Origin of the sequence: Caballeronia sp. LZ033, assembly GCF_031451265.1 — a bacterium.
Lineage (GTDB): Bacteria > Pseudomonadota > Gammaproteobacteria > Burkholderiales > Burkholderiaceae > Caballeronia.
In genome coordinates, this window is record NZ_JARUXQ010000004.1 from 115,985 (window position 1) to 130,321 (window position 14,337).

Sequence of the window (14,337 nt, forward strand, 5' to 3'; positions counted from 1 at the left end):
AACACGCGCGTGGACCGGGAGCTTTTCCCGATCGCGCAGGGAAGGGTTCCCAATCGCGTCGCGCAGGACACGACCCACTCGGCCGCCGTGCGTAGAATGGATTCCGTGATGCCGACCGAATCCCTTCCTTCGCCCGCAACAGACGCCGACCAGCGTGCGCTGCCTTCGTCGCGCTCCTCCGTACGGCGCGATCTCGCGCTGGTGCTCGCGCTGACCTTCATGGCCGGCGCGCTGTTCGCCCACTTCGACTTCAGCGAATACGCCTACCGCCTGACGCGCGGCGCCGAGCGCTTCCAGCTCGACGAACTCCCGTCGACGCTCGTCGTGCTGGCCATCGGGTGTGCGTGGTTCGCGTGGCGGCGTTATCGCGAGGCGCAGTCGGAAGTGCGGCTGCGGCGCGCGCTGGAGGAAGAGGCGGAACATCTGCTGGCCGAGAACCGCCGGCTGGCGAATCAGGCGCTCGCCGCGCAGGAAACCGAGCGCCGTCACCTTGCGCGTGAACTGCATGACGAGCTGGGCCAGTACCTCAATGCCATGTCGCTCGATGCGGGGCGCATCCGCGATCTCTCGGCCGGACGCGAGGTGGAGATACACCGGCTGGCGCAGTCGCTGATGCAGAACGCGACGCACGTGTATCGCGAAATCGGCGGGATGATTCGCAAGCTGCGGCCCATCGGGCTCGATGAATTCGGCTTGCCCACGGCGCTCGAACATTGCGTCGATGGCTGGCGCGAGCGTCTGCCGGAAGCCCGCTTCACGCTGGCCGTGGACGGCGATTTCGACAACCTGAGCGATGCGCTCAACATCACGCTGTACCGGCTGGTACAGGAAGGCTTGACGAACGTGTCGAAGTTCGCGCGTGGCGCGCGGGTCGAGATCTACCTGGCGCGCGCGCCGGAAGAGATCGTCGTGACGATGGCCGACGACGGCCCCGGCGTCGATCTCGCGAAGCCGCGCAAGGGGCTGGGCCTGATCGGCATGCGCGAGCGCGTCGAGGCGCTCGGCGGCGCGTTTCAGATCGCGAGCGAGCCCGGCTCAGGCTTTCTGTTCTGCGCGCGCGTGCGGGCTCAGGCGGGGCTGCCGTTGCCCGTGACCGGCGCGAACGAAGCGAGCGAAGCCAGCGACGCTTCCGCCGACGAAGCGAAATCGGCGAAGTGAAGCCCCAGCCGGTTGGCGATCTGCGCGAGCTGCACGCCGTTGTCCACGCCGAACTTCTGCCGGATCACCGATTGATGATTCGCCACCGTCTTCTGGCTCAGCCCGAGCTTCTCCGCGATGCTCGTCAGCGTATAGCCCTGCACGAGCAGACGCAGCACCTCGAACTCGCGCGCCGATAACTGGCGTCCCGGCGGCCCTTCCTGGATCGTGGCGCGCAAGGCCAGCGCCTGCGAGATATCCGGGCTGAGATAGCACACGCGCCGCGCCACCGAGCGCACCGCTTCGACGAGCACGTCGGGCGCGCTGGCCTTGGTCACATAGCCGCGTGCGCCGGCATCGAGTGCGCGGCGCACGAAGATCGCTTCCTCGTGCACGCTGAAGATCAGCACATGCGCGTGCGGTTCGCGCGCCAGCATGCGGCGCATCGCCTCGATGCCGCTCGCGCCGGGCAGCGCGAGATCCATCACGACGACATCCGGCTGCAACGCGCAGAACTTCTGGTAAGCCTCGGCGGCGTTCGCGGCCTCGCCCGCGACGTTCACATCGGGGCTCAGTTCGAGCAGACGCTTGTAACCTTCGCGGACGACGGCATGGTCGTCCACCAGCAGCACGGAGATATCGGCAGTCATGGCGTGTCTTCTCCTTCTTCTGAACCACTTGCGCGGGCTTGCGCCGCGATGCGCCGGGAATTCGCATCGTTGCGGAAGACGATGGGTTGCTCCTGCGGTTCCTGCCTGTTTGATGCTGCGCGCACGACTTCGATGACGCGCTCGTGATGCGGAGACTTGTCGCAGACCGGGTCCGCGTTCGCGGGGTCTTGCGTGAGCAGGTAGGCCTGACAGCGGCAGCCGCCCATGTCGATGGACTTCTCGTCGCAACTGCGGCACGGCTCCTTCATCCAGCCGAAGCCGCGAAAACGGTTGAAGGCGTCGCTCTCGTACCAGATGTCCTTGAGCGGCGTCTCGGTCACGTTCGGGAACGTGAGGCCCGGCAGCGAGCGCGCCGTGTGGCACGGCAACGCCGCGCCGTCGGGCGCAATGCCGAGGAACACCGAGCCCCAGCCGTTCATGCAGCGTTTCGGGCGGCGCTCGTAGTAATCGGGCACGACGAAGAAGATCTTGCAGCGGTCGCCGATCTCCCGCCGATAACGCTCCACCACCGCTTCGGCTTCGTCGAGTTGTTCCTTGGTCGGCATGAGTTGCGCGCGGTTCGCGTGCGCCCAGCCGTAGTACTGCGTGTTCGCCAGTTCGAGATATTCGGCGCCCATGGCAAGCGCCATGTCGATGATGCGGCCGATGTGCGGCAGGTTATAGCGATGCAGCACGCAGTTGAGCACCATCGGAAAGCCATGCGCCTTGATGAGGGTCGCGACGCGCTTCTTGTAGTCGAAGGTCTTGGTGCTGGAGAGAAAGTCGTTGAGTTCCTGCGACGAGTCCTGGAACGACAGCTGGATGTGATCGAGCCCGGCCTCCTGCAACGCGCCGATGCGCTTCTCCGTCAGCCCGATGCCCGACGTGATGAGGTTCGTATAGAACCCCAGCTTGCGCGCCTCGGCGACGAGTGTTTCGAGATCGTCGCGCAGCAGCGGCTCGCCGCCGGAGAAGCCGAGTTGCGCCGCGCCCAGCGCGCGCGCCTGGCGCAGCACGTCGAGCCATTGGGCGGTGTCGAGTTCGCGCGTGTGGTCGGCGTAGTTCACCGGGTTGTAGCAGAACACGCAGTGCAGCGGACAGCGATAGGTCAGCTCGGCGAGCAGCCACAAGGGCGGCGCGATGGGCGTGCCTTCGTGCTCGGGCCGGGCGATCGGTTCGGACAGGTCGGTCATGACGCTACTCCAGCCAGCCTCGCGCGCGCGCGCCGGCGATGAACGCACGCACGTCGTCGCCGAGGTTGCTGGCGTTGAACGCTGCCTCCAGGTCCGCGACGAGCGCGGGAATGTCGCGCGTGCCGTCGCAGCGCAGAAGGATCTGCGCCGCGCTTTGATTGAGCTTCACCATGCCTTCGGGATAAAGCAGCACGTGCGCGTCCTGCGCCGGTTCCCACTGCAGGCGGAACAGGCGTTTTAGTTGCGGACGCAATGAATCGTCCGGCGCTTCGACGGCTTCCTGCCTGCGTTGCGTTGGGCTGTCGCTCATTGCGGAAAGGCCTTTTCGATGGAATCGAGCATGGTCCAAAGGATGTCGAGCTTGAACTGCAGGATGTCGAGCGCGCGTTGCTGTTCGCGGCGCGTCGTGAAATGCGCGAGCGTGACTTCGAGCCCGTGCTCGACGTCGCGCTGCGCAAGCGACACGCGCGAACGGAAGTACGCGAGCCCGTCGGGTTCGATCCAGGTGTAATGCGCGGGCCAGGTCGCGAGGCGGTCCTTGTGGATCTGCGGCGCGAACATCTCGGTCAGCGACGAGCACACGGATTCCTGCCACGGCGCACGCCGCGCAAAGCTCACATAGGCATCGACGGCGAAGCGCACGCCCGGCGTCACGAGTTTGAGCGACCATAAATCGTCGCGCGAGAGGCCGACCGCATCGCCAAGCCGCGCCCACGCCTCGATGCCGCCGGGCTGGTCTTCGTAACCGTCGTGATCGAGAATGCGCAGCACCCAGCGGCGCCGCGTGTCGCGGTCGGGGCAATTCGACATCACTGCCGCATCCTTCAGCGGAATGTTGATCTGATAGTAGAAGCGGTTCGCGACCCAGCCGCGTATCTGTTCCTTCGAACAGCCGCCGCCGTTCATCTTTACGTTGAACGGATGATGGATGTGATACGCCGTGCCCTTCGCGCGGAGTTGCGCCTCGAACTCCTCGCGCGTCCACGCGGGTCCGTCTTCGGTCACTTTCGTGAAGACGGGGCCGGTGGTCGGGTTCAGCATCGGATCGAACATCAGGCGGTCTCCAGTGCGTGCAGAGGTCATAACTCGAAGCTCATGCCGTCGTGCGCGACTTCGATGCCGTGCTCCGACAACATGCGACGTTCAGGCCCGTCCTCGATGAGGATCGGGTTCGTGTTGTTGATGTGGATCAGCACCTTGCGCACGCCGGGGCGGTCAATCGAATCGAGCACCTCGATCATGCCGCCCGCGTCGCTCTGCGACAGATGGCCCATGTCGCGGCCGGTCTTCTTCGTGAGGCCGAGGCGGATCATCTCGTCGTCGGTCCAGACGGTGCCGTCCACGAGCAGCAGGTCGGCCGTGCGCATTGCATCGAGCACGTGCGGCTCCAGCGCGCCCAGTCCCGGTGCATAGAAAGCGCGCTTGCCGGTGGCGTTGTTCGTGAACATCAGGCCGATGTTGTCGCCGGTTTCAGGTGCATCGCGATGCGGCGAATAGGGCGGCGCCTTGCTGGAAAGCGGCAATGCGTCGATGCTCACGCGCGGCAGTTCGGGCACCGCGAGCGCAGCGCCGTCGAGCGCGATACGCCGGTGCTCGACGCCGCAGTAGTGCGAGAGGATCGAGGTCACCGGGAAGCCTGTCGAGAGGTCTTGCCAGACGGCGTCGGTGGTGTAGAGCGGCAGCGGCGTGCCGCGTTCGCGCAGCATCAGCAGGCCAGTGACGTGATCGATCTGCGCGTCCATCGTGATGACCGCAGCGATGCCCGTATCGCGCACGCGCCGAGCCGGTTGCAGTTCCGGATTCGCGGCGATCTGAGCCAGGATGTCCGGAGAAGCGTTGACGAGCAGCCAGTCTTCGCCGTTGTCCGTCACGGCAATCGAGGACTGCGTGCGCGCGCGGGCGGCGATCGTGCCGCGCCGGACGCCGTCGCAATTGCGGCAATTGCAGTTCCATTGCGGGAACCCGCCTCCCGCCGATGAGCCGAGCACGCGGATCTTCACGGCCACATCCTCCGCAGGAGTCCGTCGCGGTCAATCAACTGATGTTTCATCGCGCCGAGAAAATGCAGGATGACCAGTGCGGCCATGATCCACGCGAGATAGCCATGAATGCCGAAGAAGATCTCGCGCATGTGTTTGTCGTCGGAACCCCATTGCGGCAGGGCGAGACCCCAGAACTTCGTGCCGAACTTGTTGAACGACGAGCCGAGGTAACCGGAGAGCGGCATTGCCACCATGCCAACATATAAAAGAGCCTGCGTAATGCTCGCGGCGGCGCGTTGCCACGTTCGCATCGGCGGCAGAGGCGGCCGGCCGTAGGCCAGGCGTACCAGGATGCGGATCAGCACCAGCAGGAAAACCGTGATTCCGAGCGATTTGTGGAAGTTGACGAGGTCCGACTTGAACGGCAGCCCGCGAGGCAGGCCCACCATATAGAAGCCGATGCAAAGCATGGCGATGATCGCGATGGCGATCAGCCAATGCAGCGCGATGATCGGGCGTGCGTAACGCTCGCTGGCTGCGTCGAGGCGGCCGTTGCGCGTTGCGGAGGTCCGCGCGGTGCTCATGAAGTCTCTCCCGTGAAATTGGATTTCGTTCTACAGGATACAAGTTTCATTTTTTCCCGCTGGCCAAGAATTGGCGATCAGCAATTCCCCCCGGCCATCCACGGCAAGGTCGCCCGCGTAGCGTCGCGGCAACACATGACCGGAACATGTCGAAAAGGGTGCCTTTGCGGGAGTCGCTTCCCGGGCGAGCATGCGGGTGAAGAGTCGCCAGAAGACCTCGAAGCCATGGCCGCCTTCGGTAAAGGTCGGTGGAATGACAGCGGGCGCGTGCGCGAGAAGCACCGTGCCGCGCCGCATGCCGTAGCACGGATGCGCGCCGACCTTCCCGCCGATGCATACCGTCCCCGCGATCAGGCGCGAGGCGGCGAAGTCGCCGGCATCGCCGCTGACGAGCACGGTGCCGCGTCGCATGCGGTCGGCGAGACGCGCGCCTGCGTTGCCGTGGATCACGAGCGTGCCGCCCGTCATGCCTTCCATGTCGCCGGGCAGCGCGGCAGCGGCGCAATCGCCGGCGTTGCCCTGCACGGTCAAGCGTCCGCCTTGCATTTCGCACCCGGTAAAGAGGCCGGCATCGCCGGCAATCTGCAAAGTGCCGCCCGACATCTTCAGGCCCGCGTAATCGCCGGCATGGCCGTGTATTGTCAGCGCGCCCTCGCTCATGTTTGCACCGAGACGGTCCAGCCAGGGCGCGTCGCCTTCTATCAGCAGAGAAGGCAGGTCGGCATGCTCGTGCCGGATGTCGAACAGATCGCCGAGCGCGCAGCGTTCGCCTGCGCCCTGCAACACGATGCGGGGCAAGTCAGCAGGTGCGGTGGCGGCGAGCGTCGCGGGCAGTAAATTCGACGCATCCACGCGAAAGCCCGGCGCAGTTTTGACGCGCAGCGTGATGGCGCTCATGCCCGGCTCCCGTCGATGCCGCGCGCCAGCTCGTGCAGCTTGAAGTGATACGGCCCGAGCTTGCCGCCGTAGTTGCCCGCGGAGACGCGCAGTACGCCGCCCGCGCGGCCGATGCGCGTCGCGGCCGCGATGCCCGCGGTCATGGCGGCGCCGACGTCCGCATCGGTGAAGCCGTCGATCACGATCTCCAGCACGCAGCCGACATCGGGCGTCAGTTCGCTCTTGGGCGAGAGGCCGACGAGCGTCGGACAAAAGGCATCGTTGGTGGACGCCGTGGCGCCCGCATATCTCGATCCGATCTTCGAACCCGAGCGCACGACGCCGCCCGGAAACGGCGTGATGATGTTCGGCAGCGCGTGCATGGCGGCGACGGCGGCTTCCGCGGCATGCAGCGCGCTGTCCATGTCGCGGGCGAGAAACAGCAGATTGCCGCCGCCGACCGCCTTCACGGTCGCGGTAAATTCCTCGCAGACGAATTCGCCGTCCATCACCGGCACGCGCCAGTAGCGTGTGCCGTCGAGCACCTTGGAGATCTGCCAGCCGTCGCCGAAGAAGCGCAGCGCGGCGCCGAGCGGCGCGTTGTCGGAGAGCGGCGCGCGGCTCGTTGCGGGATCGATGCCGCCATACACCGCCGTGGTCGGACACGTCAGCACGCATTGGCCGACGCGCCGCGCAATCTGCTTCGCCAGTTCCTTCGTTGAGATCGCGAAGATCAGCACGGCCACGCCGGGTCGGCCGTCGGGCGTTTCGTCGCCTGACAGATCACGCTCGATGCCCGCCTCGCAGCCGCAGTCGATCACGGAAGTCGCAAAGCCTGTCAACGAGTTCGCCGCGTGGCGGGCCCAGACGGGCGTATGGGCGGTGATGACGAGGCGCGTGGCCTTCATCGGGAAGGCTTCGGCGAAGGTGTCGTCGATCTGCGTGTCGTTGATCTGCATGCGCTAGCCTCCGCCCGCCGAGAGGCACGCGACCGGCAGCAGCCGGCCGCCGTTGCAGCATGCGCAGATTTCGTCGTCGCTGATGGCGATGTTCTCGAAGCGCGTGGCGAGATGCGCCTGCGCATAGGCGCGCACGCGCTTTTCGATCGAGCGGTCGTAGTCGGGGCTGACGTAGTGAATGCCGCCGGTGGGTGTCGCGAGCAGCGTGCCGTCGCGCGCGATCAGTTCGCCGTCCTTGAACACGTACGCGGGCGAGGTGAACATGCGCTCGCGGTCGGCGTCGTCGCGATACACGGCGATGTCCGCCGCCGCGCCCGCGCCGAGATGCCCGCGATCCGTCAGGCCGAGCAGCTTCGCGGGGCCCGCGCGCGTGATGATCGCGATGTCGTACAGCGAGAACTCGCGCGTGATGTCGGCGAGGGCGCTGGCTGTTTTGGCATCGGCGTGCAATGTGTCGAGCTGGGCATCGCGGAAGGACTTGTCCATCAGCAGCCGAATCAGGTGCGGATAGCTCGTGAACGGGCCGCCGTTCGGATGATCGGTGGTCATCGAGACGCGCCAGGGATCGTCCACGAGCAGGAAGATTTCCAGTCCGATGATCCATTGCAGTGCGTTCACGAAGCTTTGCTCGCGATACTTGAACGGCACGATGCCGCAACCCGCGTCGCATTCGATATCGCCGAGGATCCATTTGCGCGGCCGGGCCATCGGCGTGTTCTTGAACTGCATCATCGTGTCGCCGGACGCGGTGACAGTCTGGCCGAAGATGACCTGACCGACGTCGATGGTCACATTGGGTCGTGCATTGACGGCTTCGGCAATGGCCCGCGCGCCCGACGAGAACTTGCGCGGCCCTTCGGCGCCGTAGCTGTGGAACTGGATATGAGTCAGGTGGATGGGCAGGCCTTCGGCGGCGTCCATCGTCTTGATGGTCGATTCCACGTTGCCGGGCACGCCGAGATTGCTTGTGTGGACATGCAGCGGATGCGGCACGCGCAGTTCGGTCAGCGCGCGGGTCAGCGTGCGCAGCACGTCGCGGGGCGTGATGCCGTATTGCACGTGCTTTTCGTCGACATCGAGCGAGCGCTGATTGAACTTGAACGCCGAGATGCCGCCCGGATTGACGACTTTCACGCCGAGCGCCTTGTTCGCATGCAACGTCCAGCCGACGTAATCGCGCAGATGTTCGAAGTCGTCCTGCGCGGCGAGCATCTGGAGGAAGAGTTCGTCGTTGCCCATCATCACGTAGGCGCCGTGATCGATGATGGGGGTGTCGCCCATTTCCAGATGCGCGTGGCGGGCGTTCGACGCGATCATGGCCGGCTCGAAGGCGGCGGTGTAGCCCATTTCCGCATAGCGATAGCCGGTAGCGAGCGTGCCGGGCGTGCAGGTGCCGCATGAGGGCAGGCGCAGATAGCGGCCTTCGTCGGGACGTTCGGGGACGGCGCGCGGGTCGTCGCGATGATCTTCGGGCAGGAGCAGACGCGAGAGATTGGTCTTGCCGCCGCCGATATGCGAATGCAGGTCGATGCCGCCGGCCATGACGATCATGCCGCGCGCGTCGAAGTCGCGTTCCGGGGCGATGGTTTCTCCGTTTGCTTCGCTGACGATGCGGCCGTTGCGGATGAGGATGTCGCGTGTCTGGCCGTCGATGCCGTTGACGGGATCGTAGAGCGTGCCGCCGCGGAGTCGTGTGAGGCTCATGGGTGGGTCCTCGCCTGCGTGAGGCGTGCGGCGATGGCGGCGACGCTGGGCAGTTCGCTATCGCGCGCGGCGGTGAGGCGGGCAACCACGGAGGTATCGATGCGGAACAGATGTCCGCCGCTGTCGATGCCTGGCGTCGCGACGGGGATGAACACCGTAGCCCCTTTGCGTGGCGGCAGCCGGGTCGCGGGATGACCGAGCACGATGACGGGCAGATTGTCGTCGAGGGCGGCGGGAAGCGGTTCGGGGGTGAAGCTGGAGACCCAGAGCACGGCGTCGATTTCGCCTCGGCTCAGCAGGGTGTGTGTGCGATAGCGGTATGGATCGTGATCGAGCGGCAAGCCGTAGGCGACGCGGGTGCGCAGCGGAAAGCCCGAGAGCCAGGTGGTGGTTTGATTGACGGAGAGGGCGCCGTCGTCGCCGGAGAGGGCGAGTGCGCCGGCGCGGGTGGTGCGGTTGAAGGCCTTGACGATGCGTTGCAGCGCTTCGATGGCGAGCGCGGCGTGCGGTGCGGGCAGCGCGGCGGGTTCGGAGATGAAGGCCGTGTAGTGCGCGGCGTGGATGCGTTCGGTCAGCGTGGCGAGTTCGGCGTGTGGGATGGGCCGACTGGATTCGAGGTGTGCGGACCAGAGCGCGAGGAGATCGAAGGGATCGTGGCCTGGGAGGATCGATTCGGTGTGCGGGGTGTGGGCGGCTTGATCGGCGTTGCATCCGATGAATACGATGGGGACGTCGCGATTGGGCTCGGCGATGCGGTCGTAGAAGCGTGGATAGCGTTGCGATGGCTGGCAGGCGAACACGACGATCAGATCGGCGCGCGAGCGAATTTCGGAGAGCGTGGTGAAGAAGGCGCCGCGATCCTGGAGTGCGCGGGTGGTATCGGCGAGGGTATCGCCGTGGAGATGATCGAGGATGGCGCCGCAACGGGCGGCTAGTTCATAGAGGGCGCGGGTGCCGGCGATATCCGTTGTGAGTCCGCCGAATAGCGGACGATGGGCTTTCGACAGGATCTCGGTGGCTTGCTTGAGCGCTGCTTCGGGATCGGTGGGTTGACCGTTGATCTCGGAGGAGCGGGGTGGATCCTGCGGAGCGATATGGGCAAGCGCTTTTTCGAGTCGCGGGCAATGGACGGCGAGGGACTCGGGGGTGAGGTCGTCGCATAGCAATGGGCAGAACGGACACGTCCAAAGGGGCTCTTCGCCGATGGCCTCGGCGGGTCGGCTTTCGGGTTCGGGTGTTGGAGGCATGGTTGAGCCCTTGAGCAAGCTCTATGCCGGTTTGACGGCTTGTTCCCGCTCTTGTGCTCCGATGGACTTCCCGCATTCACGTCGGTCTATTGGCACTGCCCCTACCCGGGGCGGGGGTCTTCGCTCTCGTCCTTCGCGTGGGTTGCTTTTGTTTGCCAGCGCTTCTATGGACTTCCTGTGTTCGCGTCGGTCTGCTAGCACTGCCCCTCCCCGGGGCGGGGGTAACTTTCTTTGCCGCTGCAAAGAAAGTCACCAAAGAAAGCAGCTTTTTTCCCGCCCAGCGTCATCTAGCGGCACGACACAGAACCATGTTTCTGGCCCGGCAGTAGAGAGTGCCCTCATAGGCCACACCGGGCGTGGATCGCGGACCCACTGGGACAAACTGCCGTTCAACGAACTGGTGCAGCACCTGAAAGCGCCGGCCCAGCGCTACGCGCTGCCGAAGGGTATGCAAGGGAAACCAACGTTGGGCTGATGCAGTGAGATGGATGCGTCAGCAAGCCGGCACGCGCAGACCCGATTGACCCGTCGGCGGCGCGTAGCGCTGCGCCGGAGCATGCAGGCGCTGCACCAGTTTGTCCTGTGGTGCGATGTCACAGTGGGTCCGCGATCCACGCCCGGTGTGGCCTATGAGGGCACTCTCTACTGCAGTGCCAGAAACGTGGTTCTGTGTCGTGCCGCTAGGTGACGCTGGGCGGGAAAAAAAGCTGCTTTCTTTGGTGACTTTCTTTGCAGCAGCAAAGAAAGTTACCCCTGCCCCGGGGAGGGGCAGTGCTAATAGACCGACGCGAAAGCGGGAAGTCCATGTAAGCGCAGGCGAACGACAAACCAGCCTAGGCGCCCCAAAACCTACGGGTATTCCATGAGAGCAAGGCGAACGCCACGAACAGCGAAACGAAAAAACCCTGCTCAAGGAAGCAACACACTGTCACGTACAAGACCAGCGCTGGGACAGCGCTTTCCAAATGATTACATCGAAACCGAAGCCCACCATCAACTGGCACAAAAATTGAGACACGACTCCGACCAAGCCCTCCGTCCCATATCGATCCGCTAAAACGAAAGCGACCCATCATGGAGCGAAGACGCCACGAGCCACCCTGAAGCCCCGCATTGCGCGGCGAGCGCAAGATCGTCCCGCTGGCGAACCCCGCCAGCACCGATCACAACGCGCTCCCCGGCAAGCGCGCGCACGGCGCTGAACGTATCGAGATCCACCCCGGCCTCCGCGCCCACGTGATCGAGCGTCATCACGATTACCCGCCCCGGCCACCACGTGCTCTCGACACCCTCAGCACCGAGCGCCCCAAGCGCTCGCCCACCGCGATAGTCGAGCGACAGGACCGGCTCAAACCCGTACGCCGACGCTTCAGCGATCGCGCCCACGTCGAGCAGCGTCTCCGTGCCGAACACCGGCACGAGCGCCGCCCGCGAGGACGCCCGCGAAAGCCTCGCGATCCGCTCGACGCTCGCACGCATCGGCGCACACGCTGTGAAGCCGGCATCGAGCCAGATCTCGACTTCGCCGCCCAGCGCGTCGCAAAGTGCGGCCAGCACCGCTTCATGCGCGCCGCGCTGCATGATCGCGCCGAGATCGGCGACATACAGCGTCGCAGCGCCCGTAACCGCTAGCAACGCACGAGCAATCGCCACCGGTTCGCTCGTCGCGCACAAGGAGGACTGAATCGGCCGGTAACGCGAACGCTCGCCGCGCACCGCACGCACCACCTGACCGTCGAGCAGATCGAGAACGGGTATCACCTGCATGGATGGCTTTCCTTTGATCAAGATCTTCGTGTTCGAGTATCTCACCGGCGGCGGCATCGATCCGGACGCGGCATGCGCCGCCAGCCTCGCCGATCTCTCCGCACTCATCGTCGAAGGCCGCGTCATGCGCGATGCCCTCGCCGCCGATCTCCACGCGCTCCCTGGCATCGCGGTGACCGTCGCAGGCTCACGGTTCGAATCCGGCGCCGACGCCGCCCGCCACGTCCGCGCCCAGCCCGGCGAGCCGCTCACGCAATTCGTCGCCCGCATGGCCCGCGAGCACGACTATGCCTGCATCGTCGCGCCCGAATGCGACGGCCTGCTGCTCAAGCTCCATGACGCAGTCGGACAGGCCCGCTGGCTCGGCTGCGCCAAGGAAGCCATCCGCACCGCCTCCAGCAAGAGCGCCACCGCCGCCTGGCTCGCCGCGCGCGGCATGCCCGTCACGCCCGCGCTCGAAGCCGACGCCGCCGAGTCCGCCTCCGGACGCCGCTGGGTCGTCAAGCCCGACGACGGCGCCGGCGGCCTCGACACCCGCGTCTACGACGATCTCGCCGCCGCCCGCGCCGAATACGAAGCCCGCGCCGCAGCAGGGCGCAATCCTGTGTTGCAGGAATGGATCGACGGCGAGCCGCTCAGCCTCTCCATGATCTGCCGCGACCGGCTCGCGCGGCTCGTCAGCATCAACCGGCAACGCATCGGCCTGTCCGAACCGGCAAGCCCCGAACGGCGCGAAGGCATCGTGCAGTTCGACGGCGTCGATGTCGATCGCATCGACCGCCACGGTCCCCAGGGACGCGCGCTCGAACGGCTCGCGCTGCGCGTGGCCGAAGCGCTTCCCGGCCTGCGCGGCTTCGTCGGCATCGACGTGGTGTGGCATCCGGAACGCGGTCCGGTTGTCATCGAGGTCAATCCGCGGCCGACCGTCGCCTACGCGGAACTGAGCCGGCGCGGCGGCAGGAATCTCGCGGCGGAACTGCTGGCCGCGCATCGCGTGCCCGGCTTCGACGGCGAAGCCCACGCACTGCGTGCAGTCGGAGCCGCGTCATGAGGGCATCGGCATCCGGCGACGCACCCGTATTCGGCTGGGACGTGGGCGGCGCGCACGTCAAGGTGTCGCTGGCCAACCGCAAGGGCGAACTCGTCGATGTCGCCCAATGGGCCTGCCCGCTGTGGCAGGGCCTCGCGCACCTGGAACGCGTCATCGACGGCGTGTTCGAACGCTGGCCCGCCGCCGGCGAAGCCTCCGCCCGCCACGCCGTCACGATGACCGGCGAAATGGTCGATCTGTTCGCCGACCGCGCCGAAGGCGTGCGCACGCTCAGCCGCACCCTGGCGCAACGGCTCGGACCGCGCACGCTGTTCTTCGCGGGCGGCGCCGAGCACGACGGATGGCTCGCGCGTTCGGCCTGTGCGGAAGGCTGGCGCAAGGTGGCATCGGCGAACTGGCTCGCGACCGCGCGCTGGGCTGCTACCCGCATGCACGATGCGGTGCTGATCGATATCGGCAGCACGACCACCGACATCATTCCGATCATCGGCGGCGAAGTGCGGGCGCGCGGCACGAACGACGCCGCGCGCCTCGTCAGCGGCGAACTGGTGTATCAGGGCGTGGTGCGCACGCCCTTGTGCGGGGTGGCGCAGCGCATCGCGTTTCGCGGCGAGACGAGCGGCGTGATGAACGAATGGTTCGCGACGACCGCCGACGTCTATCGCCTCACCGGCGAACTCTGGGCCGCGCACGACCAGCATCCGAGCGCCGACAACGGACCGAAGACCGAGGCGGCCAGCCGCGCGCGCATCGCACGGATGATCGGCCGCGATGCCTCGGAAGCATCCGATGCCGAATGGAAACGCTTCGCGCAGACCTGGCGGCACGAGCAGTTGCGCACGCTGGCCGCCGGTCTCGCGCAGGTCGTGGCACGCGATGCGTCACTGTCGACGGCGCCCGTCATCGGCGCGGGTTGCGGGCGCTTTCTCGCGGCGGCGCTGGCGCGGCAGGAAGCACGCGGCTACGTGGATTTTGCGCGGCTCGCGGGCGTCGACGATGACGACGCAACGCGCGCCGAATGGGTCGCGACCTGTGCGCCGAGCGTGGCGGTGGCGTTGCTCGCCGCGCTGGCGACGACGCCTATCGAAAGCGCGCGGAACAACCAAACACAGCCGTCGCACGATGCGTCGTCGCGTGCGGCGTGATAGTTTGCGAAACATAGCGGGTTGAAGAAGCGGTATCGAACC

The 14,337-nt window shown here is 66.1% G+C and carries 14 protein-coding genes; 3 read left to right on the forward strand and 11 right to left on the reverse strand.

The window, feature by feature from the left end:
- Positions 1-108: 108 nt before the first annotated feature.
- On the forward strand, positions 109-1,158 hold the full coding sequence (locus tag QCE62_RS27910) for a histidine kinase (RefSeq protein WP_309927477.1): 1,050 nt from the start codon (positions 109-111) through the stop codon (positions 1,156-1,158).
- On the opposite strand, the gene QCE62_RS27915 is transcribed toward QCE62_RS27910, so the two are convergent.
- From QCE62_RS27915 to QCE62_RS27965, 11 genes are all read right to left on the reverse strand, one after another.
- The gene (locus QCE62_RS27915) at positions 1,068-1,787 is read right to left on the reverse strand and encodes a response regulator transcription factor (protein ID WP_309819190.1); all 720 of its coding nucleotides are present in this window, start codon (positions 1,785-1,787) and stop codon (positions 1,068-1,070) included. The genes QCE62_RS27910 and QCE62_RS27915 overlap by 91 nt on opposite strands.
- Positions 1,784-2,980: a pyrroloquinoline quinone biosynthesis protein PqqE gene (pqqE, locus tag QCE62_RS27920; protein ID WP_309925553.1), complete on the reverse strand. Its 1,197-nt coding sequence runs from the start codon at positions 2,978-2,980 to the stop codon at positions 1,784-1,786. The genes QCE62_RS27915 and pqqE overlap by 4 nt, the downstream gene beginning before the upstream one ends.
- A 4-nt stretch (positions 2,981-2,984) precedes the next feature.
- Complete coding sequence (gene pqqD, locus QCE62_RS27925; RefSeq protein ID WP_309819195.1) at positions 2,985-3,290, reverse strand: pyrroloquinoline quinone biosynthesis peptide chaperone PqqD; 306 nt, start codon at positions 3,288-3,290, stop codon at positions 2,985-2,987.
- Positions 3,287-4,021, reverse strand: a complete 735-nt coding sequence (pqqC, locus tag QCE62_RS27930) for a pyrroloquinoline-quinone synthase PqqC (RefSeq protein ID WP_309927479.1) — start codon at positions 4,019-4,021, stop codon at positions 3,287-3,289. The genes pqqD and pqqC overlap by 4 nt, the downstream gene beginning before the upstream one ends.
- Positions 4,022-4,059: 38 nt before the next feature.
- Positions 4,060-4,980, reverse strand: a complete 921-nt coding sequence (pqqB, locus tag QCE62_RS27935) for a pyrroloquinoline quinone biosynthesis protein PqqB (protein WP_309925554.1) — start codon at positions 4,978-4,980, stop codon at positions 4,060-4,062.
- The gene (locus QCE62_RS27940; protein WP_309925556.1) at positions 4,977-5,546 is read right to left on the reverse strand and encodes a cytochrome b; all 570 of its coding nucleotides are present in this window, start codon (positions 5,544-5,546) and stop codon (positions 4,977-4,979) included. Before QCE62_RS27940 ends, pqqB begins: the two co-directional genes overlap by 4 nt.
- A gap of 30 nt (positions 5,547-5,576) precedes the next feature.
- The gene (locus QCE62_RS27945) at positions 5,577-6,443 is read right to left on the reverse strand and encodes a formylmethanofuran dehydrogenase subunit C (protein WP_309925557.1); all 867 of its coding nucleotides are present in this window, start codon (positions 6,441-6,443) and stop codon (positions 5,577-5,579) included.
- The gene (gene fhcD, locus QCE62_RS27950; RefSeq protein ID WP_309925559.1) at positions 6,440-7,381 is read right to left on the reverse strand and encodes a formylmethanofuran--tetrahydromethanopterin N-formyltransferase; all 942 of its coding nucleotides are present in this window, start codon (positions 7,379-7,381) and stop codon (positions 6,440-6,442) included. Before fhcD ends, QCE62_RS27945 begins: the two co-directional genes overlap by 4 nt.
- 3 nt (positions 7,382-7,384) lie before the next feature.
- On the reverse strand, positions 7,385-9,085 hold the full coding sequence (locus QCE62_RS27955; protein ID WP_309925561.1) for a formylmethanofuran dehydrogenase subunit A: 1,701 nt from the start codon (positions 9,083-9,085) through the stop codon (positions 7,385-7,387).
- Positions 9,082-10,332 (reverse strand): formylmethanofuran dehydrogenase, encoded by a 1,251-nt coding sequence (locus QCE62_RS27960; protein ID WP_309925563.1) that lies wholly within the window; start codon positions 10,330-10,332, stop codon positions 9,082-9,084. The genes QCE62_RS27955 and QCE62_RS27960 overlap by 4 nt, the downstream gene beginning before the upstream one ends.
- 1,053 nt (positions 10,333-11,385) lie before the next feature.
- A complete protein-coding gene (locus tag QCE62_RS27965) occupies positions 11,386-12,099 on the reverse strand; it encodes a HisA/HisF-related TIM barrel protein (protein ID WP_309925565.1) in 714 nt (237 codons plus the stop codon).
- A gap of 13 nt (positions 12,100-12,112) precedes the next feature.
- Here QCE62_RS27965 and QCE62_RS27970 point away from each other — a divergent pair, with 13 nt between their 5' ends.
- Together QCE62_RS27970 and QCE62_RS27975 are read left to right on the forward strand one after the other, a co-directional pair.
- Positions 12,113-13,150 carry an ATP-grasp domain-containing protein gene (locus tag QCE62_RS27970; protein ID WP_309925567.1) on the forward strand — a complete coding sequence of 346 codons (1,038 nt, stop codon included), beginning with the start codon at positions 12,113-12,115 and terminating at the stop codon, positions 13,148-13,150.
- Positions 13,147-14,295 (forward strand): hydantoinase/oxoprolinase family protein, encoded by a 1,149-nt coding sequence (locus QCE62_RS27975; protein WP_309925569.1) that lies wholly within the window; start codon positions 13,147-13,149, stop codon positions 14,293-14,295. The genes QCE62_RS27970 and QCE62_RS27975 overlap by 4 nt, the downstream gene beginning before the upstream one ends.
- Positions 14,296-14,337: the final 42 nt, after the last annotated feature.

Excerpts from the sequence above, each read along its gene's own strand:
- QCE62_RS27910 (WP_309927477.1), top strand. The coding sequence starts at position 109 with ATGCCGACCGAATCCCTTCCTTCGCCCGCAACAGACGCCGACCAGCGT.
- QCE62_RS27915 (WP_309819190.1), bottom strand. The coding sequence starts at position 1,787 with ATGACTGCCGATATCTCCGTGCTGCTGGTGGACGACCATGCCGTCGTC.
- pqqE (WP_309925553.1), bottom strand. The coding sequence starts at position 2,980 with ATGACCGACCTGTCCGAACCGATCGCCCGGCCCGAGCACGAAGGCACG.
- pqqD (WP_309819195.1), bottom strand. The coding sequence starts at position 3,290 with ATGAGCGACAGCCCAACGCAACGCAGGCAGGAAGCCGTCGAAGCGCCG.
- pqqC (WP_309927479.1), bottom strand. The coding sequence starts at position 4,021 with ATGCTGAACCCGACCACCGGCCCCGTCTTCACGAAAGTGACCGAAGAC.
- QCE62_RS27940 (WP_309925556.1), bottom strand. The coding sequence starts at position 5,546 with ATGAGCACCGCGCGGACCTCCGCAACGCGCAACGGCCGCCTCGACGCA.
- QCE62_RS27945 (WP_309925557.1), bottom strand. The coding sequence starts at position 6,443 with ATGAGCGCCATCACGCTGCGCGTCAAAACTGCGCCGGGCTTTCGCGTG.
- fhcD (WP_309925559.1), bottom strand. The coding sequence starts at position 7,381 with ATGCAGATCAACGACACGCAGATCGACGACACCTTCGCCGAAGCCTTC.
- QCE62_RS27955 (WP_309925561.1), bottom strand. The coding sequence starts at position 9,085 with ATGAGCCTCACACGACTCCGCGGCGGCACGCTCTACGATCCCGTCAAC.
- QCE62_RS27960 (WP_309925563.1), bottom strand. The coding sequence starts at position 10,332 with ATGCCTCCAACACCCGAACCCGAAAGCCGACCCGCCGAGGCCATCGGC.
- QCE62_RS27965 (WP_309925565.1), bottom strand. The coding sequence starts at position 12,099 with ATGCAGGTGATACCCGTTCTCGATCTGCTCGACGGTCAGGTGGTGCGT.
- QCE62_RS27975 (WP_309925569.1), top strand. The coding sequence starts at position 13,147 with ATGAGGGCATCGGCATCCGGCGACGCACCCGTATTCGGCTGGGACGTG.